Annotated in this window: 16 protein-coding genes; 3 read left to right on the top strand and 13 right to left on the bottom strand. The window is 65.1% G+C overall.

Features of this window, described 5'->3' with window-relative positions; genetic code table 11:
* Nucleotides 1-124 precede the first annotated feature (124 nt).
* From IGS58_RS07430 to IGS58_RS07385, 10 genes are all read right to left on the bottom strand, one after another.
* Nucleotides 125-1,546, bottom strand: coding sequence for an efflux transporter outer membrane subunit (locus tag IGS58_RS07430; protein ID WP_230520984.1), 1,422 nt, complete (start codon nt 1,544-1,546; stop codon nt 125-127).
* On the bottom strand, nt 1,543-4,794 hold the full coding sequence (locus tag IGS58_RS07425) for an efflux RND transporter permease subunit (protein WP_230520983.1): 3,252 nt from the start codon (nt 4,792-4,794) through the stop codon (nt 1,543-1,545). The genes IGS58_RS07430 and IGS58_RS07425 overlap by 4 nt, the downstream gene beginning before the upstream one ends.
* On the bottom strand, nt 4,791-7,910 hold the full coding sequence (locus IGS58_RS07420) for an efflux RND transporter permease subunit (protein ID WP_230520982.1): 3,120 nt from the start codon (nt 7,908-7,910) through the stop codon (nt 4,791-4,793). The genes IGS58_RS07425 and IGS58_RS07420 overlap by 4 nt, the downstream gene beginning before the upstream one ends.
* A complete protein-coding gene (locus tag IGS58_RS07415; RefSeq protein ID WP_230520981.1) occupies nt 7,907-9,286 on the bottom strand; it encodes an efflux RND transporter periplasmic adaptor subunit in 1,380 nt (459 codons plus the stop codon). Before IGS58_RS07415 ends, IGS58_RS07420 begins: the two co-directional genes overlap by 4 nt.
* Before the next feature lie 408 nt (nt 9,287-9,694).
* Entirely contained in the window at nt 9,695-10,234 is a 540-nt protein-coding gene (locus IGS58_RS07410) for a GNAT family N-acetyltransferase (RefSeq protein ID WP_230520980.1), read from the bottom strand.
* Between the two features lie 88 nt (nt 10,235-10,322).
* Nucleotides 10,323-12,197 (bottom strand): signal peptide peptidase SppA, encoded by a 1,875-nt coding sequence (sppA, locus tag IGS58_RS07405; protein WP_151096494.1) that lies wholly within the window; start codon nt 12,195-12,197, stop codon nt 10,323-10,325.
* 75 nt (nt 12,198-12,272) lie between these two features.
* Nucleotides 12,273-13,751 (bottom strand): sodium:solute symporter, encoded by a 1,479-nt coding sequence (locus IGS58_RS07400; protein WP_230520979.1) that lies wholly within the window; start codon nt 13,749-13,751, stop codon nt 12,273-12,275.
* Between the two features lie 98 nt (nt 13,752-13,849).
* The gene (locus tag IGS58_RS07395) at nt 13,850-14,503 is read right to left on the bottom strand and encodes an SMI1/KNR4 family protein (protein ID WP_230520978.1); all 654 of its coding nucleotides are present in this window, start codon (nt 14,501-14,503) and stop codon (nt 13,850-13,852) included.
* 63 nt (nt 14,504-14,566) lie between these two features.
* Entirely contained in the window at nt 14,567-15,784 is a 1,218-nt protein-coding gene (locus IGS58_RS07390; protein ID WP_230520977.1) for a YeeE/YedE family protein, read from the bottom strand.
* A 93-nt stretch (nt 15,785-15,877) separates the two neighbouring features.
* Nucleotides 15,878-17,089 (bottom strand): MFS transporter, encoded by a 1,212-nt coding sequence (locus IGS58_RS07385; RefSeq protein WP_230520976.1) that lies wholly within the window; start codon nt 17,087-17,089, stop codon nt 15,878-15,880.
* A 144-nt stretch (nt 17,090-17,233) separates the two neighbouring features.
* On the opposite strand from IGS58_RS07385, the gene IGS58_RS07380 reads away from it, so the two are divergent.
* The gene (locus IGS58_RS07380) at nt 17,234-17,470 is read left to right on the top strand and encodes a DUF3820 family protein (protein ID WP_034749909.1); all 237 of its coding nucleotides are present in this window, start codon (nt 17,234-17,236) and stop codon (nt 17,468-17,470) included.
* A 6-nt stretch (nt 17,471-17,476) separates the two neighbouring features.
* Here IGS58_RS07380 and IGS58_RS07375 read toward each other — a convergent pair whose 3' ends face one another.
* Nucleotides 17,477-17,860, bottom strand: coding sequence for a glutaredoxin domain-containing protein (locus IGS58_RS07375; protein ID WP_230520975.1), 384 nt, complete (start codon nt 17,858-17,860; stop codon nt 17,477-17,479).
* Nucleotides 17,861-17,984: 124 nt separating this feature from the next.
* On the opposite strand from IGS58_RS07375, the gene IGS58_RS07370 reads away from it, so the two are divergent.
* On the top strand, nt 17,985-18,512 hold the full coding sequence (locus tag IGS58_RS07370) for a hypothetical protein (RefSeq protein ID WP_230520974.1): 528 nt from the start codon (nt 17,985-17,987) through the stop codon (nt 18,510-18,512).
* A 29-nt stretch (nt 18,513-18,541) separates the two neighbouring features.
* On the opposite strand, the gene IGS58_RS07365 is transcribed toward IGS58_RS07370, so the two are convergent.
* Complete coding sequence (locus IGS58_RS07365) at nt 18,542-19,363, bottom strand: APH(3') family aminoglycoside O-phosphotransferase (RefSeq protein WP_230520973.1); 822 nt, start codon at nt 19,361-19,363, stop codon at nt 18,542-18,544.
* A 16-nt stretch (nt 19,364-19,379) separates the two neighbouring features.
* Nucleotides 19,380-19,868, bottom strand: coding sequence for an Lrp/AsnC family transcriptional regulator (locus tag IGS58_RS07360; RefSeq protein ID WP_230520972.1), 489 nt, complete (start codon nt 19,866-19,868; stop codon nt 19,380-19,382).
* 77 nt (nt 19,869-19,945) lie between these two features.
* Between IGS58_RS07360 and IGS58_RS07355 the strand changes: the two genes are divergently transcribed.
* Nucleotides 19,946-20,833, top strand: coding sequence for an EamA family transporter (locus tag IGS58_RS07355; protein ID WP_034779458.1), 888 nt, complete (start codon nt 19,946-19,948; stop codon nt 20,831-20,833).
* The last annotated feature ends 2 nt before the right edge of the window (nt 20,834-20,835 follow it).

The following is a 20,835-nucleotide window of genomic DNA, read 5'->3' as shown; positions in this document are numbered from 1 at the left end:
GCTAGAAACCAGCCTCGGCAAACCTTGCCATGGCCGGCAATTGATAATCTTGCATTCTAGCACTCAAGCCATGCGTGAAAACGCGAATTTGACGCAGGAGTTTTACCCTGCGCCAGCCTGCCCGCTACTGTGCCTGCGGCACATGCCAGCCGCCCCCCAGCGACTGGATCAGCGCCACGGCCGTCGTCTGGCGGTCCGCCTGCGCCTGCACCAGCGAACGGCGCGCCGACAGGGCCGTCACTTGCGCCGTCACCACGTCCGTATAGCCGACCTGGCCCGCGTTGTAGCGGTTCAGCATCTGCTGCTCGACCTGGTCGGCCGCCGATGACGCCTGCTGGCGCAAGGCCAGCTGCTCGGCCAGCGCGCGCGTGGCCGACAACTGGTCTTCCACGGCGCCAAAGGCACTCAATACCGTCTGGCGGTAGCGCGCCACGGCCGCCTCATGCCCCGCCTTGGCCGCATCCACGCTGGCCGTCGTGGCGCCCGCGTTGAACAGGGTTTGCGCGGCCGACACGCCCAGCGACCACAGGCTCGACGATGCATTGAACAGGTCGCCGACCTTGCTGGCGCCGGAACCATACGATCCCGTCAGGTTCAGGCTTGGATAGTAGGCGGAACGGGCGATGCCGATCTGCTCGTTGGCCACGGCCACCCTGCGCTCGGCGGCGGCGATGTCGGGACGGCGCTGCAGCAGGGTCGAGGGCACGCCCAGCGGCACGTCCGGCACGGTCAGGGTCCACGGCGCCACGGCCAGGCTGAAGTCGGATGGCGCCTTCCCCAGCAGGATGGCGATCGCGTGTTCCAGCTGGGCGCGCGCGCGCGTCTGGCTGGACAAATCGATCTGCGCATTGGCCAGCTGCGTCTGCGCCTGCAGCAGGTCGGATTTGGCGGCGATACCGGAATTGAAGCGGTTGCCGGTGATCTCGAGCACGCGCTTGTAGCCGTCGATCGTGGAATTGAGCAGCGCGATCTGCGCATCGCTCTGGCGCAGCGAAAAATAATTGGTGGCCAGCTCGCCCTGCGCCGACAGGCGGGCGGCGGCCAGGTCCGCCGCGCTGGCCGCGGCACTGGCGTCCGCCCCCGATACGCCCGCGCGCAGGCGGCCCCAGATATCCGGTTCCCACGAGGCGCCGATGGCGGCCTTGAAGTTGTTGTTCGTCTGCTGCTCGCCCCCGCCGCCGGAACGGGCGCCGCTGCCCGTCAGGTTCACCGTGGGGAACAGCGAGGCGCGCTGTTCGCGCACCAGTGCGCGCGCCTGCTCGTAGGAGGCGATGGCGGCCGCCACGTTCTGGTTCGATACTTCAATGCTGTCGGCCAGCTGGTTCAGCTGCGCATCGCCGAACAGGGTCCACCACGGCCCCCGTTCCAGCGTGTCGGCCGGCACGGCCGGCTGCCAGCCTGCCGCCTCCTTGAACGTTTGCGGCGCGGCGGCCGTCGGCGTTTCATACGTGGGACTGACGGCGCAGCCGGCCAGCAGGACAGCAGCGGCCAGCGCCAGCAGGTGGCGCGCGGGAATGGTCGATACGATAGGTTTTACTTGCTTCATGATTGTGTGCTCGGGTTATCTGGCCCAGGAATGCGGCTCAATTGCTGCTCGTCGGCGCTGCGCGTGCGCAGCTTGTCGAGCAGGATGTAGACCACCGGGGTGGTCAGCAATGTGAGTAACTGGCTGGCAATCAGGCCGCCGATGATGGCGACCCCCAAGGGCTGGCGTAGCTCTGACCCCTCGCCGAAACCGATCGCCAGCGGCAAGGCGCCAAGCGCCGCCGCCAGGGTGGTCATCAGAATGGGGCGGAAACGCAGCAAACATGCCTCGCGCACCGCCTCCACAGCTGTCAGCCCGCGCGAACGCTCGGCCTCCAGCGCGAAGTCGATGATCAATATAGCATTTTTCTTGACGATACCGATCAACAAAAACACGCCGATCAGGGCGATGATGGAAAACTCCATGCGGAACATCAGCAATGCCAGCACGGCGCCCACCCCTGCCGACGGCAAGGTAGACAGCACGGTGATCGGGTGGATCAGGCTTTCGTACAGGATGCCCAACACGATATAGATCACCACGATGGCGGCCAGGATCAGCAGCGGCTGCTCCTTGTTGCTGTCCTGCGCGCTCTTCGCCGAGCCCTGGAAGCTGCCGCGCACATTCACCGGCATGCCGATTTCCGACTCCGCCTGGGCCACGGCAGCCTGCCCGTCGCTGAGCGGATAGCCGTCGGCCAGGTTGAACGACACGGTGGTGGCCAGCTCCCCTCCCTGGTGGTTGATGGACGTCGCCGTCGAGCTTTCAGCAAAGCTGCTGAACGACGACAGCGGCACCATGCGCGCCAGGGTCGTGGACAAGGCCGAACCGCTGGACGGGTCGCGCGCCGCCGTCGTGTTGGACGTCGTCGCCACGCTGGTGGTGGCCGTGGCGGCGCTGGTGGCCGTCGTGCCGGTGGCGGCGACGGCGGCCGCATTCGACGCCGGCACGTACACGGAGCGCAGCGCTTCCGGGCTTTGCGCATAGCGGGGCGCCACTTCCATGATCACGTGGTACTGGTTCAGCTCATCGTAGATGGTCGCCACCTGGCGCTGGCCGAAGCTGTTGTACAGCGCATTGTCGATATCCTTGACTTGCACGCCCAGCTGCGTGGCACGGTCCTTGTCGATGCTGACAAAGGTTTCCACGCCGTTTTCCGCCTGGTCCGTGTCCACGTCGATCAGGGCCGGCTGCATCTTCATCTGGTCGGCCAGCTTGGCCGCCCATTTCTTCAGGTCCGCCTGGTTGTCGCTGATCAGGGTGTACTGGTACGTCGAATTGCTGGAACGCCCGCCCATGCGCAAATCCTGCACGGGGTTGAGGAACAGCGAGATGCCCGTCACCTTGGCCAGTTGCGGACGCAGGCGCGCGATCACGGCCTGGCCCTTGTCCGTGCGCTGCGACGCGGGTTTCAGGTCGATGAACATGAAGCCGCCCCCAGCCCTGCCGCCACCCGTAAACCCGACGACGGTGGCGACGGCCGGATCGTCCTTGATGATGTCGACCAGCTGGCGCAATTTACTCTGCATGGCCTGGAACGAGATGCTCTGGTCGGCGCGCATGCCGCCGTTGATCTGGCCCGTATCCTGCTGCGGGAAGAAACCCTTGGGCGCGGCCGCGAACAGGTACACGTTCAAGCCGACGACGAACACGAGGATCGTCATCACGAGCGCGGCGCTGGACAGGGCCCAGTCCAGGCAATGCTCGTACACTTTCAGCATGCGCTCGAAGCCGCGTTCGAACCAGCGCGCGACAAGGCCCGGTGGCTTGTGCTGCTCGCCGCTTTTCAGCAGCCAGGCGCACATCATCGGCGTGGTCGTCAGCGAAATGACCAGCGAAATCATCACGGCGGCCGACAGGGTCACGGCAAATTCGCGGAACAGGCGCCCCACCTGCCCGCCCATGAACAGCAGCGGGATGAAGACGGCCACCAGCGACAGGCTGATCGACAGCACGGTAAAACCCACTTCGCGCGCGCCCAGCAGGGCCGCCTTGAAGCGGTCCATGCCCGCCTCGATGTGGCGCTGCGTGTTTTCCAGCACCACGATGGCATCGTCGACAACAAAGCCCGTGGCCACCGTGAGCGCCATCAGGGACAGGTTGTTCAGGGAAAAACCCAGCATGTACATCACGCCGAAGGTGCCCAGCAGGGAGACGATGGTGGCCACGGCCGGGATGATGGTGGCGCGCACGCTGCGCAAAAAGGCGCTGACCACCAGCACCACCAGCACGATGGAGAGGATCAGGGTGAACTCGATCTCGTGCAGCGAGGAGCGGATGGAGTTGGTGCTGTCGGACGCCACCTGCAGCTTGATGTCGCCCGGCAGCTGCGCCTGCAGTTGCGGCAGCAGCGCGCGCACGCCATCCACCGTGGCGATGACGTTGGCGCCCGGCTGGCGCGTGATCAGCACGATGACGGCCGGGTCGCCATTGAACAGGCCCAGGGTATTGTTGTTCTCCACGCCGTCGACCACTTCGGCCACGTCGTCGAGGCGGATGGCGGCGCCGTCGCGCCAGGCCACCACCAGGCTGCGGTAATCGGCGGCGCTGCGCCCGCCCGACGCCGTCGTCGCGCCCGAATAGATCTGCAGGCTGCGCTCGTCGCCGGAAATCGCCCCTTTCGGGCGGTTGGCGTTGCTGGCCTGGATGGCCGCGCGCACGTCTTCCATCGACACGGCATAGTGATTGAGTTGATACGGCAGCAGTTCCACGCGCACGGCCGGCAGCGAGCCGCCGCCCAGTTCCACGTCGCCCACGCCCTTGACTTGCGCCACCTTCTGCTGCACCAGGTTCGACACGGCGTCGTAGATCTGGCCCGGCGTGCGCGTTTTCGACGTCAGCGCCAGGATGATCACGGGCGCGTCGGACGGATTGGCCTTGCGGTAGGTGGGGTTGCTGCGCAAGGTGGCCGGCAAGTCCACGCGCGAGGCGGCAATCGCGGCCTGCACTTCGCGCGCGGCCGAATCGATCTTGCGGTTCAGGTCGAACTGCAGGTTGATGCGCGCCGACCCCGTGCCCGACGACGACGTCATCTCGTTCACGCCCGAGATCACGCCCAGGCGCCGCTCCAGCGGCGTGGCCACCGACGTGGCCATGGTCGCGGGGCTGGCGCCGGGCAGGCTGGCGCTGACGGAAATGGTCGGATAATCGACCTGCGGCAGCGGCGAGACGGGCAGCACGAAGAAAGCGCCGATACCCGCCAGCGCGATGCCGATGGTCAGCAGCACGGTGGCGATGGGGCGCTTGACGAACGGTTCGGACAGGTTCACGCGGCGCTCCCCGCGTTATCGCCCGGCTTGTCCAGGCTCACGCCACGTGTCTTTGAAGCGAAACGCTGGCCCAGGCGGTCGAAGCCTAGGTAGATGACGGGCGTGGTAAACAGGGTCAGCACCTGGCTGACGATCAGGCCGCCGAAGATGGCCAGGCCCAGCGGACGGCGCAACTCGGCGCCCTCGCCCCAGCCCAGCATCAGCGGCACGGCCGCGAACAGCGCCGCCAGGGTCGTCATCAGGATGGGGCGGAAGCGCAGCAGCGCCGCCTGGTGAATGGCTTCCTGCGGGCTCTTGCCCTCGTCGCGCTCGGCCTCGATGGCGAAGTCGATCATCATGATGGCGTTCTTCTTGACGATGCCGATCAAGAGGATGATGCCGATGATGCCGATCACGCCCAGGTCCTGCCCGGAGAGCATCAGCGCCAGCAAGGCGCCCACGCCGGCCGACGGCAGGGTCGACAGAATCGTCAGCGGGTGGATGTAGCTTTCGTACAGCACGCCCAGCACGATGTACACGCAGACGACGGCGGCCAGAATCAGCCACAGCTGGTTCGACAGCGAGTTTTCATACGCGCCGGCCGCGCCGAGGAAGGTCAGGGTCACCGATGGCGGCAAGGCGATGTCCTTTGCGGCCTGGCGGATGGCGTCGACGGCACTGCCCAGCGCCACGCCCTGCGTCGTATCGAAGCCGAGTGTCGTGGCCGGGTATTGCGCCACGTGCGTAATCTGCAGCGGCGCCTGTTTTTCGCTGACGCTGGCAAACGCGGACAGCGGCGTCGACTTGCCGGAACCCGTGCGCACCTGCAGGTCCGACAGGTCGGACGGCGTGGTGACGATGCCAGGCTGCGCTTCGAGGATCACGCGGTACTGGTTGGTTTCCGTGAAAATCGTCGAGATGATGCGCTGGCCGAAGGCGTTGTACAGCGCGTCGTCGACGGTAGCCGTGGTGACGGACATGCGCGCGGCGCTGTCGCGGTCAATGCCCACGGTGACGGCGGCGCCCGTGGCGCCCGCATCCGTGACGACATTGCGCAGCTGCGATTTTTCGCGCATGCGCGCGGCCAGCTTGCCGGCCCACTCGGTGACGGTGGCCGTGTCGGCCCCTTCGAGCGACACGCGGTACTGCGTCGGCCCCGATTCCGCATCGATGGTGAGATCCTGCGTCGGCTGCAGATACAGGGTCACGCCGGCCACCTTGGCCACGCGGTTGCGCAGGCGCTCCATGATCTCGTCCTGGTTGCCGCTGCGCGGACGCTTCAGGTTGATCAGCATGCTGCCCGTATGCAGCATGGTGTTGTTGGCCGCATCCACGCCCACCAGGGAACTGAGGGTATCGACAGCGGGATCTTCCAGCAGCGCGCTGGCGGCAGCCTGCTGCAAGGCAGCCATGCGCTCGTACGAGACGGCTTGCGAAGTTTCGATGCGCGCCTTCAGCTGCCCCGTGTCCTGCGTGGGGAACAGGCCTTTCGGGATGGTGATATACAGGACGACGGTCAGCAGCAAGGTGGCCAGGGCCACCAGCAGGGTCAAGCCCTGGCGTTTCAGCACCCACACGAGCGCATGGTCGTACTGCACGATGACGCGGTCGAGGAAGGCCTGGATGCGCTGGCCCGTGGCGCTGACCTTTTCATCGGCATGGCTTTTCAGCCAGCGCGCCGACATCATCGGCACCAGCGTGAGCGAGACCACGGCGGAAATCAGGATCGTGATGGCCAGCGTCATGGCAAATTCGCGGAACAGCCGGCCCACCACGTCGCCCATGAACAGCAGGGGAATCAGCACGGCGATCAGCGAGACCGTCAGCGAAATGATGGTAAAGCCGATCTGCGACGCGCCCTTCAGGGCCGCGGCCATCGGCGTTTCGCCCTCTTCGATGTAGCGGGCGATGTTTTCGATCATGACGATGGCGTCATCGACGACAAAGCCCGTGGCGATGGTCAGGGCCATCAGCGACAGGTTGTTCAGGCTGTAGCCGAGCAAGTACATGACGCCGCAGGCGCCGATCAGCGAGATCGGCACGGACAGGCTGGCGATCACCGTGGCGCGCATGCTGTGCAGGAAGGCGAAGATCACCAGCACCACCAGCAGCACGGACAACAGCAGTTCCATTTCCACGTGTTCGACGGAAGCGCGGATGCCCGTCGTGCGGTCGCTCAGCACGTCGAGCTTCATGGCCGCCGGCAGGCTGGCCTGCAAGTCCGGCAGCAGGGCCTTGATGGCGTCGACCGTCTTGATGACGTTGGCGCCAGGCTGGCGCTGCACGTTCAGGATGATGGCCGGCTGCTTGCCGGACCAGGCGCCCAGGCGCGTGTTTTCCGCACTGTCGACGACATTCGCCACGTCGGACAGGCGCACGGGTGCGCCATTTTTATAGGTGATGATCAGGCGCTTGTAGTCTTCCGCCGTGACCAGCTGGTCGTTGGCGTTGATGGTAAACGAGCGCGTGGGGCCGTCGAAACTGCCCTTGGCGCTGTTGACGTTGGCCGCCGCGATGGCCGTGCGCAGGCTGTCGAGGCCCAGGCCGTACGAGGCCAGCAATTTGGTGTCGCCCTGGATGCGCACGGCCGGACGCTGGCCGCCCGACAGCGAAACGAGGCCCACGCCATTGACCTGGCTGATCTTCAGCGCCAGGCGCGTGTTGACGATGTTCTGCACCTGCGTCAGCGGCATCGTGTCGGAGGTAATCGCCAGGGTCAGCACGGGCGCGTCGGCCGGGTTGATCTTCGCGTACACGGGCGGCGCCGGCAAGTCCGTCGGCAGCAGCGAGCCGCCCGCGTTGATGGCGGCCTGCACTTCCTGCTCCGCCACGTCCAGGGTCTGGCCCAGGGTGAATTGCAGGGTGATGATGGAAACGCCGGCCGCGCTGGTGGAACTCATGCGCTGCAAGCCCGACATCTGCCCGAACTGGCGCTCCAGCGGCGCCGTCACCGTCTGCCCCATGACTTCGGGACTGGCGCCCGGATACAGGGTCTGCACCTGGATGGTGGGGAAGTCCACCTGCGGCAAGGCGGCCAGCGGCAGGAACTTGAAGCCGACCAGCCCCGCCAGCACGATGGCCAGCATCAGCAGCGCCGTGGCGACGGGGCGCTGGATGAATGGCGTCGATGGACTCATTGCGCTGCGCCCTTCGCTGGCGCCGCGGCTGGCGCACTGGCCGGCGCGGATGCGGAGGCCGATGCGCTGGCCGCGCCGCCACTGCCATCAGCGTGCTGGCGGCGGTGGCGGCGTTCGCCGTTGGCGGTTCCCGCGCCACCTGCGCCGCCCATCGCAGGCTTGTCGCCCGCCAGGGTGACTTTCGCGCCTTCCTTCAGGCGGTCGGCGCCTTCCGTGATGACCTGCTCTCCCGCTTCCAGGCCGGCGCGGATTTCCACCATGTCGGTGGTGGCCTGGCCGCGCGTGACCATGCGCACGGTGACGGTTTTATCCGCTTTCAGCACGTAGACGAAGTCGCCGTTATTGCTGTGACGCAGGGCCGTCACGGGTACCAGCACGGCGCCCGTGATATTGCCCAGCTCCAGGCGCACGTTGACGAACTGGCTGGGGAACAGGGCCATCTTGTCATTCGTGTAGCGGGCCTTGGCGCGCACGGTGCCCGTCTGTACGTCGACCTGGTTGTCCAGCGCGCTCAAGCTGCCCTTGTCCAGGGTATGCGTGCGCGTGCGGTCCAGCGCCAGCGCCGCCAGGGCCGAACCCGAATTCAGGCGCTCCTGGATGGTCTGCACCTTATCCTGCGGCACGGAGAATTCCACGTCGATGGGCGAGAGCTGCGTCACCACCACCACGCCGCCCGTATCGCTGGTGCTCACCAGGTTGCCGATGTCGACCACCTTCAGGCCCGCGCGCCCGCTGATCGGCGACACCACCTTGGTGTAGCCCAGGTTCAGCCGCGCCGTGCCTTCGGCCGCGCGGTCCGTCATGACGGTGCCTTCCAGCTGTTTCACCAGGGCGGCCTGCGTGTCGACGTCCTGGCGCGCGATGGAATCCTGGCCCAGCAGGGTTTGATAGCGCTTCAGGGTCAGGCGCGCGTTTTCCAATTGCGCTTCATCGCGCTGGCGCTGGCCCGTGGCCTGCATCAGCGCCATCTCGAACTGGGCCGGGTCGATCTGCGCCACCACCTGGCCCGCCTTGACCATGCCGCCTTCCTTGAATTTCAATTCCTTCAGGATGCCCGACACTTGCGGGCGCACCGTCACGGTGGAGGCGGCCGTCACGGTGCCCAGCGCATCGAGCACCACGGGCAGGTCGGACTTGACGGCCGTGGCCACGCCCACGGTGGTCGAAGGGCCGCCGCGGCGCCCGCCCGGGCCGCCTGGCCCGCCGGCACCGCCGGGGCCGCCCATGCCGGGGCCGCCCTGGGCGCTGGTGCCGGAATGGGTCAGGTACCAGGCACCGCCCCCCAGCGCAGCCATCACGGCTAGCGCGATGACCGTGCCGACGATTTTCGAACGGCGGCTGCGCCGCGGGGTGTTGGGTGTTGTCTGCGAATCCATCGCTTATCCTTGTAGTGGCCGCTGGCACGGCGAGTCTGTGGCGCCGGCCGAGGTGGGACACACTCAGGTCGGACGACCGTTTTTCGGGGTTGTTTCGGTACAAAGCCGGGGGAATCAAGAGCTGAAAATCAGCTGAAAAAACATCGTTCCCTAGCGTGAAACGACTCTAGCATAGTCATGTAACTGTTTCATTTCTACTTGAAACAATTACACACAGCCAGGCAAGCATGGGAGGATCAGGCGGGCCGGCAGGCATGCCACCCCTGTGGGGGAACGGTGGAAAAATCAGGCTTGCGGGGCGCCGCAGGCGGACAACCGCGTGGCGAGGGCGACTCGCATGCAGATACAAACTCGCTACAAATCTCCCGCCAGCCGGCTTGACCTGGCGCCGCGCGGGGACGTTTGCGCTTACAACGTCATGCCGAGGATGACATCCTGATAGTCGGTGCGGCCCACGCGGAAGGTGCGCCGGCCCACCTGCGCAAAGCCGCAGCGCATATAGAACGCCAGCGCATCGTGGTTTTCCGCGTACACGCCCAGCAGCACCCGCCCTGCCCCGCTGGCGCGCGCTTGGCTCAGCGCCGCCTGCATCAGGCGCTGGCCCACGCGCTGGCCCTGGAAGCGGTGCAGCAGGTAGATGCGCTTGATTTCCAGGTCGTCCGGCTGCGGATCGGCCACCGGCAAGCCGGCGGGGCTGAGCACCAGATAACCGACGGGCGCCCCGCCCGGCGTGGCCTCGGCCAGCCACAAGCGCATGGCCGGCAGTACCAGCCAGTCGCGGTACAGCTGCACGTCGTGCTGGCGCTGGCAATGGGCGATGACGTCAGCGCCATCGAGGATGCCCGCGAAGGCTTCCAGGAAGGTGGCCTGCCCTACCAGCGCCAGCGCCTGTTCATCGCCCTTCACGCAAGGCCGGATGGTGATCGCCGCGTCAGTTTCTCCGCTCATGTCGCTTGCCATGCCTTGCTCCTCATCGCTGTCCTGCATATGAAACAAGCCGGGCGAAGCCGGCTTGGGTAGCTTGTCTATGCTGGTGTTACTTGCCGCCGAGTGGCACTTCGCACAGGCAGTGCGTGAGGGCCATGAACGGTTTGTGCTCGCGCGTGATGCCCGACAGCCAGCTCAGCTCCTGCGCCATGCCCAGCGCCGCGTCGGCCGGCAAGCCGGTCGTGGCCAGGCCCAGTTTCACGTGCTCGCCCAGCCCCAGTGTGGCCATGGCCTTGGAGCCGAACATGCCGATCAGGCGATCCACGTTCGACGTTTCCTGCTCCAGGTACGTCACGCGGTAGTCGGCGCCCAGGTTGGCGCGCTTGGCCGCCGAGGCCAGTGCATCGCCATAGCTGCCGATGCGGTCGACCAGGTTGCGCTCCTTGGCCTGCAAGCCCGTCCAGACGCGGCCCTGCGCCACTTCATCGATCTTTTCCGGCGTCGTCTTGCGCGCCTTGGCGGCCAGGTTCAGGAAGTCGCCATACACGTGGTTGATCGAACCCTGGATCACTTGCGCAAAGCGGGGGTCGAGCGGACGCAACGGGTTGCCCGCGTCGGCCAGCCAGGTGGTCGGCGAGCCGGCCGTGTGGATGCCCAGCTTTTCCACCACCTTGTCGGCCGTCGGCAGAATCGCGAAGACGCCGATGGAACCCGTGATGGTGGCCGCGTCGGCGATCACTTCATCGGACGAGGTGCTGATCCAGTAGCCGCCCGAAGCGGCCACGTTGCCCATCGAGACGACCACCGGTTTGCCGGCGGCGCGCGTCAGTTCCAGCTCGCGGCGGATCAATTCAGAGCCGAAGGCGCTGCCGCCCGGCGAATCGACGCGCAGCACGACGGCCTTGATCGATTTGTCTTCGCGTGCCTGACGGATCAAGCGCGAGGTGGACAGGCCGCCGATGGAACCCGGTGCCGCGATGCCGTCGCCGATTTCACCGGAGGCGATGACCACGCCGACAGCGTCGCCGATATGCACGGGGCGCAGGCGCGCCAGGTAATCGGCATAGTTCACCTGGCGGAAATTCGTGCCTTCCGTGTTCTTGGCGCCGCGCGCCATCATGAACTGGCGCAGTTCATCGCGCGTTTTCAGGCCGTCGACCAGCTTGGCGTCCAGCGACAGCTTGCCCAGGTCGCCGCCGGCGGCCGTCATCAGCGCTGGCAGCGCATCGATCGATTGCATGATGGCGCCGGCCGGCAGCTTGCGCGCCTTTTCCACGTCCGTCGTATAGGTGGTCCACAGGCCGTTGTTCAGGTAACGGTCCGCTTCAGCCGCCGCTTCGGACGGGCCGTTGGCGATGAAAGGCTCGGCCGCGCTTTTATACGTGCCCACTTTCAGCAGGTTCACCGTCACGCCCACTTTGTCGAGCGCGTCGCGGTAGTAATTGCGGTAGCGGCCAAAGCCTTCCAGCATGACGCCGCCCATCGGGTGCAGGAATACCTCGTCGGCCTTGGCCGCCACCAGGTACTGGCGCTGGTTGTAGCTCGAACCCCAGGCCGTGACTTTCTTGCCTGTGGCGCGGAAGCGTTCCACGCCGGCCGCCACTTCGCGCAGCGAAGCGAGGCCGCCGCCCTGCAACTCGTCGAGCAGGATCACCATGGAGCCGATGTTCTTGTCCTTGGCCGCCGTGTCGAGCACCGCCAGCACGTCGCGCAGCTGCACGTTTTTCTTGACTTCGCCGCTGACATTGGCCAGCACGGCCTCGCGCACGCCGCCCGGGGTTTCCTCGACCAGCGGGCCTTGCAAGTCCAGCACCAGGGTGGTCTTTTCCGCCAGGGGCTTGGCGCCGCCGCCAAAGATGGCGATCAGGATGGCGATGACGATCAGCAGGAAAATCAGGTTGATGACCGCGCGGCGGGTGGCGTCCAGCGCGCGCCAGAATGCGCCAAAGCCGCGGCGCAGCGGCGGGAAGGGGTTGAGTGACATTGATGCTCCGTGAGGTTATGTACCTAAAGGAAATCAATATAGCTGAAAATGGCCGCGATCGCCCTGGGATTCGTCTTATTTTGACAAGTGTGCCGCGCCTTGGCCGCCCTGCCCTGGCGGCGTGGAAATGAGGAACAGGCCGGCCAGCACGAGGGCGCCATTCAGTATCAGCAATTCCAGGCCGATGCGGTAATGCTCGAACAGCAGCGCCTGCTCCCCTTCGATCAGCGCGCACAGCAGCGGCCCGGCCACGGCCACCAAAGGCACCCAGCGGTCGCGCACGCCGCGCCGGCTGAGCAGGCCAAAAGCGAACAAGCCCAGCAGCGGACCATAGGTATAGCTGGCCAGCTTAAGGATCACGACTATCATGCTGGGATCATCGAGCCATTTGAAGGCCATGATCAGGATCAAAAACAGTGCGGCAAACCCCAGGTGCACGCGGCGGCGCCAGCGCATCTGCGCCGCCGGGCTCAAATCCTGCCTGCGCTGCAGGCCGAGGATATCGATGCAGAAGGTGGACGTCAGCGCCGTCAGCGCCCCATCCACGCTGGGAAACAGGGCGGAAATGAGGGCGATGAAGAAGATCAGCTGCACCACGGCGGGGAAATGCCCGAGTACCACGGCGGGAAACAGTTTATCCCCTGTCGCGGTGACACCCGCCAGCGGCGCATACAGGTGCAGCAAGCCGCCGAGGAAGAGGAACAGCAGCAGCACGCCGGTCAGCACCACGGTCAGGCTGAGCATGTTCTTTTGCGAATCGCGCAAGGTCCGCACGGAAATGTTCTTTTGCATCATTTCCTGGTCCATGCCCGTCATGGCGATGGTGATGAACATGCCGGCGAGAATGTGTTTCCACACATAGGCGGGACTGTCCGGGTCGACGGTGAAGATGCGCGTGAGACCTTGCGCGCGCATGCGCTCTAGGCTGTCGATGAGGGACAGGTCCATCTCGCGCAGCAGGAACACGCTGCAAATCACGAGGCCCGCCAGCATGCACGCCGTTTGCAGGGTATCGGTCCAGACGATGGTCTTGACGCCGCCTTCATACGTGTACAGCAGGATCAGCAGCAGCACGACGCACGACGTCAGCCAGAATGGCACGCCCAGGCTATCGAGAATGGTCGCTTGCAGGATATTGACCACCAGATACAGCCGCGCCGTGGCGCCCAGCAGCCGCGACAGGATGAAAAACGCCGCCCCGCTCTGGTAGGAACGCCGCCCCAGGCGCAGTTCCAGGTAGCGGTAAATCGACGTGAGCTGCAGCCGGTAGTACAACGGCAGCAAGATGAAGGTGATGGCCAGATAGCCCAGCACATAGCCGATCATCAGCTGGATATAGCCGAAACCGTTGCTCCCCACGGCGCCGGGCACGCTGATGAAGGTCACGCCCGTAAGCGTCGTGCCCACCATGCCGAAGGCCACCAGCATCCAGTTGCTGTCCTTGTTGCCGATGAAAAAACTGTCGTTGGTGGCATGGCGCGACGTGCGCCACGCCACGGCCAGCAGGATCAGGAAATACGCGAGGACGACGGCAAACAGGATGAGGGGGGACATGGAGGATACGGCGATGAACAAGGTGGGCGGCAATATACACTGGATTGCCGCGCCTGTTGCTGGCGGGCGGCTAAAAACCGCGTCCGCTAACTGACCCGCTAGCCACCTGAGGCGGCCCGCACGGCATGCAAAGCGGCCAGCGCCGTTCTGAAATGCACATTCGGCGTTTCCTGGAAAAAGTTGTCTGCTGTGCCGCCACCACCCAGCAACGGGCTCGACAGCGGCGCATAATGCATGCCCTGGCGCAGTGGTCCCTGCCGGCTTTCCAGCGCCAGCAAGCGCCGCGCATCGACCAGGGCAAAGCGGTCCGTCAGCACCTGTTCAAACAATTCCTGTGCGCTATGCGCAATCACGAACGCCTCAAAGGTATCAATGGCGAACAGCACATAGAGCACACTGTTGCCGTCGTAGCGATAGCCGAGTTGATCGCCAAAACAGGTCTCGGCAAAGAACACGGGACCGCCCTCTGCAGGACAGGGGAAAATATCCGGCCAGAAATCTTTACGATTCCAGTCCTGAAACGAATCACGCGGCGCGGGTCCATCGCCATCACCAAAAACATACAGATCATTACTGCCGAAATAGCCACCACCCACCTGCCGCAAGACTGCCGCAAGTTCTTCGGGCAAAGCCGCACCCAGCGCCTGCTCCGTAAAGGCGGCCATCTTGCCGGCATCGGCCGTCACCCGCTGCGCTGGGGGAAATGCGTGTAAAAACGCCTGGTACCTTACATCCATCCGTGCTGCTCCCATTCATGCATGCATCGCCCTCGCTGGCACTGGCCGGCGACGGACATTCAATCGGCAATTATAGAATCAGCAGCCGGTCGGTTTGACTTTCTCCACTTCCAGGCCGAACCACGGCCGCAAGCGCGTGCCGATGACGTTGCCGAGAAAGGCGCAGACCAGCCACAGCCAGCCGTGCAGGCTGCCCGAGACGATGCCGCTGAAATACGCGCCGATATTGCAGCCGTAGGCCAGGCGCGCGCCATAGCCGAGCAGCAAGCCGCCGACGACGGCGGCGATGATCGAGCGGCGCGGGATGCGCCATACGGGCGCATAGCGGCCGGCCAGCGCCGCCGCCAGCATGGCGCCCAGCACGATGCCGATGTCCATCACGGAAGTCTTGTCTTGCGTCAATGGCGCGGCCAGGGCGGCGGCATTCGCCTTGGTGGACCAGTAAGCCCAGCTGGCCGTGTCGATGCCGACCACGGATGCGGCCTTGGCGCCCCACAGGGCGAACGCGGACGTCACGCCCCATGGCTTGCCCGACAGCGCCAGGGTGGCGAAGTTCAGCACGACGAGCGCAACGGCGCCCGCCACCAGCGGCCACGGACCATGCAGCCAGGGTGATGCCTGTGCCGGGCGCAGGGGCGTGGCGACAAGCTTGCCATGGCGGTGCGTTTCCACCAGCACCGTGATGCCGGCGATCAGTGCGAAGACGATCCAGTTCAGCGCCAGCGCGGGCACCAGGCCCAGGGTCGTGACGAGGGAAATCGGCTGGAGCTGCGGCAGCGCCGTCCAGAACGGCATGTGCGCCGTGCCGATCACGGAGCCGACGATGAAGGCGGCCAGGGTGATGAGCATGCGCGTGCTGCCGCCCCCCACCGTGTACAGGGTGCCGGACGCGCAACCGCCGCCCAGCTGCATGCCGATGCCGAAGATGAAGGCGCCAAAGATGACGGAAGTGCCGGCGGGAGAAACGAGGCCCGCGACGGGCGTGCCGAACAGGGTCCCGGCCGACAGCGCGGGAAAGAACAGCGCCACGCCCACGGCCAGCATCAGCATTTGCGCGCGCAAGCCGTCGCCGCGGCCATCGGCGATGAAGACGCGCCAGGCGGACGTAAAACCGAAGGCCGCGTGATACAGGGTGATGCCGAGCAAGGCGCCCACCACATACAGCGCGGCCTGGTTGATGCCGACCGTTTGCGCCAGGTACCACGCGCCGAGCAGGATGAGCACAAGCGCAACGCCCAGCGGTTTCGGATTGATAGCGGCGCGCAAGCGCAGGGGTGACGTTGCTGTATCGGACATGGGGAGAATGGGCCAGAGGAAGGTAAGCCCTATTCTCGCCCGTTTTGATGTTTTCTGCCAGAAACTTACTGTACAGGCCGGGCCGCCAGAAATTTAATGCCCCACCGCATGGATCGACTTTTCACCGCCAGCACGCACGGGGATGGGATAGCGCCGATCCATCCGGCCGCTCAAGGCCGTCAAGCCGAACGCGCCCAGCACGACGATGGCGCCGATCCAGCCCGTGTGCACGAGACCCAGGTGTTCGACGATCAAGCCGCCGCCCCAGGCGCCGCCGGCGATGCCCAGGTTGAAAGCGGCGATATTCAAGCCCGAAGCCACGTCGACGGCGCGGGGCGTGAAGTGTTCGGCTTGCTGCACAACATACACTTGCAGGCCAGCCACATTACCGAAGGCCACGGCGCCCCACAGCAGCACGGTGATGACGACGAGTACGGGATGCGGCGCAGTGAAGGTCAACAGCAGCAAGACGGCCGCCAGCAGTAAAAAGATCAGTTTCAGGGCACTGACAGGGCCTTTCCTGTCGGCCAGCTTGCCGCCCCATATATTGCCGAACGCCACGGACACGCCATACACGAGCATGACCACGCCCACGGCGCCCGCGCTGAAACCCGATACTTGCTGCAAAATCGGCGCCAAGTAGGTAAAGGCGATGAAGGAGCCGCCATAACCGACGGCCGTCATGGCATACACCAACAGCAGGCGCGGCTGGCCCAATACCTGCACTTGCTGCAGCAAGGACGCCGGTTTGCTGTGGGCGATATTCGATGGCACGTACAGCAGGCTGCCGATGAACGCCACGAGGCCCAGGGCCGAGACGGCGAGGAAGGTTTCGCGCCAGCCAAAATGCTGGCCGATGAAGGTACCCAGCGGCACGCCCGTCACCAGGGCCACGGTCAAGCCCGTGAACATGATGGCAATCGCGCTGGCCGCCTTGTCCTTCGGCACCAGGGACGTGGCGATGGTCGAGCCGATGGAAAAGAACACGCCATGCGCCAGCCCCGTCAGGATGCGGGCGATGACGAGGGTTTCGTAGCCGGGCGATTTCCACGCCAGCAAATTACCCATAGTAAACAAGACCATCAGGGACAATAACAATGTCTTGCGCGGGATCTTGCCCGTCAGGGCCGTCAGCACGGGCGCGCCGACGGCGACGCCCAGCGCATACAGGCTGACCAGCAAGCCGGCCGATGGCAGGTTGACGCCCAGGTCCGCGGCGATGGTGGGCAACAGTCCGACGATGACAAACTCGGTGGTTCCGATGGCAAATGCGCTGAGGGTCAGCGCGAGCAAGGCAATGGGCATGGCAAACTCCGATAAATGATGTTGGCATGCAGTATCGGGGTTTTCTTTGTTTCGAAAAATACCTCATCAGGCAGAAGATAGTTGCGCATGGATCAATAATAGAGCGGTCTGCTACACTGGCCGCATCCACACGGGGTCACCACCATGAATTCAGAAAAACTGGCGCTGCTGGTCACGCGCGAAATGCCATATGGGAAATATCAGGGGCGCTTGCTGGCCGACTTGCCGGGCCACTACCTGGGCTGGTTCGCGCGCGAGGGCTTTCCCTCGGGCGAACTGGGCAGCTTGATTGCGCTGATGTACGAGCTCGACCACAACGATTTGCGCAGCTTGCTCGACCCCTTGCGCACGCGCAAGTCGCCGTGGCGGCCCGGGGAATAAGGTAGGCTAAAACTGGCGCACCTTCTTTGCCAGCATGGCGCTGAACTCGCCATTTTCCACCAGCTTTTGCAACTCGCCGGCACCACCGATGAGCACGCCATTGACAAAAATCATGGGAAACGTCGGCCAGCCCGTCCACATCTTGAGCGCATTGCGGCGGTGCCAGTGATTCAGATAACTGCCGTATTGCAGGTACTGGTAGGGCGTGCCCAGCACGTCGAGGATCTTGCGCGCCTTGCGCGGAAACGGATTGAGCGCCATGCCGACCACCACCACCTGGTGCGCGGCGATGGCCGCCTGCACCTCGCGCACGATGTCCTTGTGTTTGCTGCCGATCAAGGGGCGGGCGGCGGAATGGATCTGGGCTTCGTCAAGGATGGCGCGGGTCATGAAAGTCCTGGGATGAGTGGCACGTGGCGTGCGGATCACGCATTGTGCCATGCGCACTGCGTGGCGTGCGCTACACTGCGCCTCTTCTCCTCTTCACGTGAAATGTATGCCAGCAATCCACCCCATGCTTGAATGGCGCCGCACTCGCCGCCTGATCGGCTCTTTTCTGCTGGCGGCCAGCTGCGCCAGCGCCTTCGCCGCGGCCGAACCTGGGCTCGAAACGGGCTTGCTCCATGCGCTGCAGCTGAAAAAAGGCACCACGGAAAGAGTCGGCACCTCGGGCAAGGCCATCGCCGCCTACATGCGCGAAGGCTACCTTGGCAAGCACCCCGACCAGCGCGCCGACTACACCGATTACTATCTGCTGAAAAAGCCCGCCAGCTTCATGGGACATGAACTGGTGCTCATCGAGGAAGAATACATCACGCAGTACATCGGCTGCTGCGTCAGCCCCGGGGCCGGCGTGACGGTGAAGGTGCATGGCAGCACGCAGAAGCTGCAGGCGTTTGCCCGCGCCCAGCGCTGCACCTTGACCGACCCTGTCGATGTGCAACATGCACTGAACGAAGTTGCCATCAAGACCCGGCTGCCGAAAGGCCACTACGCGTCATTAAGCTGCCGGGAACGCGATGCCGAGCGCGAAGAGCCGTAAGCTGCCACTGCCGTGACGGCTGGCGGCATTCAGAACAGCTCGTCGAGCAGCCAATGAAATTGCAGCTTGCCTTGATCGGCATCAAGGATCCCATATTGCCGCAACAACCTTTGCTGTAGCGAGGTGTCCAACTCACCGAGACCGCGCCAGGCGATGGCCAGGTCCTGGTAGCGGTCAGCGACGCCCGCCCGCCCCACATCGAGGCAGCCGACGACGGCGCCTTCGTGCATGAGGATATTCTCCAGCGAGAAGTCGCCATGCGTGACGACGAGGTCGGGTGCGAGGGGTACACGCTCCTGCAGCGCCAGCCATACCTGCTCTGCCGTCCAGTCTTCCCGCCCGGCATCGAAATCCTCGGCATCGACCAGGCCTGCATCGATGCGCTGGCGCGCCTGGGCCAGCCGAACGGCAGGGCCGGCGTCGAACGGACAGGCGTTCACGGGCAGCGCATGCAGGCGGCGCAGGAAGGCCGCCAGCGCGTCGGTCACGGCGGGGCCAAGGGCGGGGTTTTCTTCCAGCACCGCTGACGCCGTTGTGCCTGGGATGGCCATCATCAGCAGCCATGCCTGGTCCGGGTCTGCCACGCGGGCGAACTCGACCACGGCAGGCACGGGCAGGTATTGCGCCAGCCAGCGCAGGCGCGCCAGTTCATCGGCGATGTCGGCGGCGGCACAACCCCTGCCGTGCTTCAGGTACAGGTCAGGCGCACCGTCCCTGCCCTGCAGCCGGTAGACGGCAGCGCCGGACTGGCCCGTGTCATCGCGCACCCATTCATAAGGGGCCACGGTGGCGCGCAGGCTGGCGGGCATGGCTGCCGTCACGGCGGCTTGCCTGCTTTTGGATAGCTTCATCTGCCTGGCCTTTTCTCTATCCCAGCGGCACGTACAAGCCCATCTTGAGACAGGTCAAGGCCACCGAGGTGCGGTAGCGCCGGATATTGTCGTCGCCGCCGAACAGGCGTTCCGTCAGCGCTTCGTATTCGGCCATGCTGCTGGCGGTAATGATCAGCAGGTAGTCGGCCTCGCCCGTGATGCCGTAGCACTGCTGTATGGCAGGCTCGGCCATGATGCGCGCGCGCATGCCGGCCGTGCGCTGCGGGTGCTCGTCGTGCAAATGCACTTCCACCGTCAGGATCAGGGGGCGGCCCAGGCAGCTCGCGTCGAGCACGGCCACTTCATGACGGATCACGCCGCTCTCGCGCAGGCGGCGGATGCGCCGCTGCACGGCCGGCGCGGACAAATGCACGGCCTGGGCGATTTCGCGCTGCGAGGTCGTGTTATCGCGCTGCAAGATGTCAAGGATCGCCAGGTCGAAGGTATCGAGGGCAAGGGAAGGCGTGAGCGAAAGTTGCGTCATGAAGGTCAAAATGCAGTGCAAATATCGGAGCAGACACAATAAACTTTCGCTATTCCGATATCAAGCCTTTTATCACCATGCCATTACGCCGCTATTCCTCGTTGATTCCCCTGCTGGCCATCCTCGGCTCAGTCACCTGCCTGGGACTGGGCACGTCATGGGCCAAGCACAGCCTGTTCCCGCTGGTGGGCGCACAGGGCACGACGGCCGTGCGCGTGGGCTTTTCCGCCCTGCTGCTGTTGCTGTTCTGGCGCCCGTGGCGCTGGCAGCTGAGCCGCGCCGACCTGCGCACCGTGGCCTTGTACGGCGCGGCGCTGGGCTTGACGAACCTGTGCTTCTACATGGCCTTGCGCACGATTCCGTTCGGCATCGCCGTGGCGATCGAGTTTTCCGGCCCGCTGGCCGTGGCCCTGCTCGCCTCGCGCCGCCCCATCGACTTCGTCTGGGTGGCCCTGGCCGTGGCGGGACTGGCGCTGCTGCTGCCGCTCGGCCACGACGTCAGCAACCTCGATCCTACCGGCGTGCTGTTCGCCCTGGGCGCCGCCGTCTGCTGGGCCTCGTATATCGTCTTCGGCAAGCGCGCCAGCCATTTGCATGCGGGCCACTCCGTGTCGCTGGGCCTGGCCATGGCTGCCCTGGTGGTCGTGCCCGTCGGCGTGATGCACAGCGGCGCCGCCCTGCTCTCGCCTGTCGTGCTGGCCGTGGGGCTGGGCGTGGCCCTCATTTCCAGCGCCATCCCGATCTCGCTGGAAATGGTGGCCCTGAAGCGGCTGACGCCGCAAGCGTTCGGCATCATGAGCAGCATGGAACCGGCCGTGGCTGCCATGCTCGCGTACATCCTGCTCGACGAGCGCCTCGGTGCCCCGCAATGGCTGGCCATCGCCATGATCATGGCCGCATCGATGGGCAGCTCTTACATGGCGCAGCGCCAGAAACGGGCGCCGGCCGCCGCCGTGCATACCTGAAC

It is taken from the genome of Janthinobacterium sp. EB271-G4-7A (assembly GCF_020858075.1).
Classification (GTDB): domain Bacteria; phylum Pseudomonadota; class Gammaproteobacteria; order Burkholderiales; family Burkholderiaceae_D; genus Janthinobacterium; species Janthinobacterium lividum.
The sequence above is the reverse complement of the archived record's forward strand: the minus strand, read 5'-3'. Positions and strand labels throughout refer to the sequence as shown.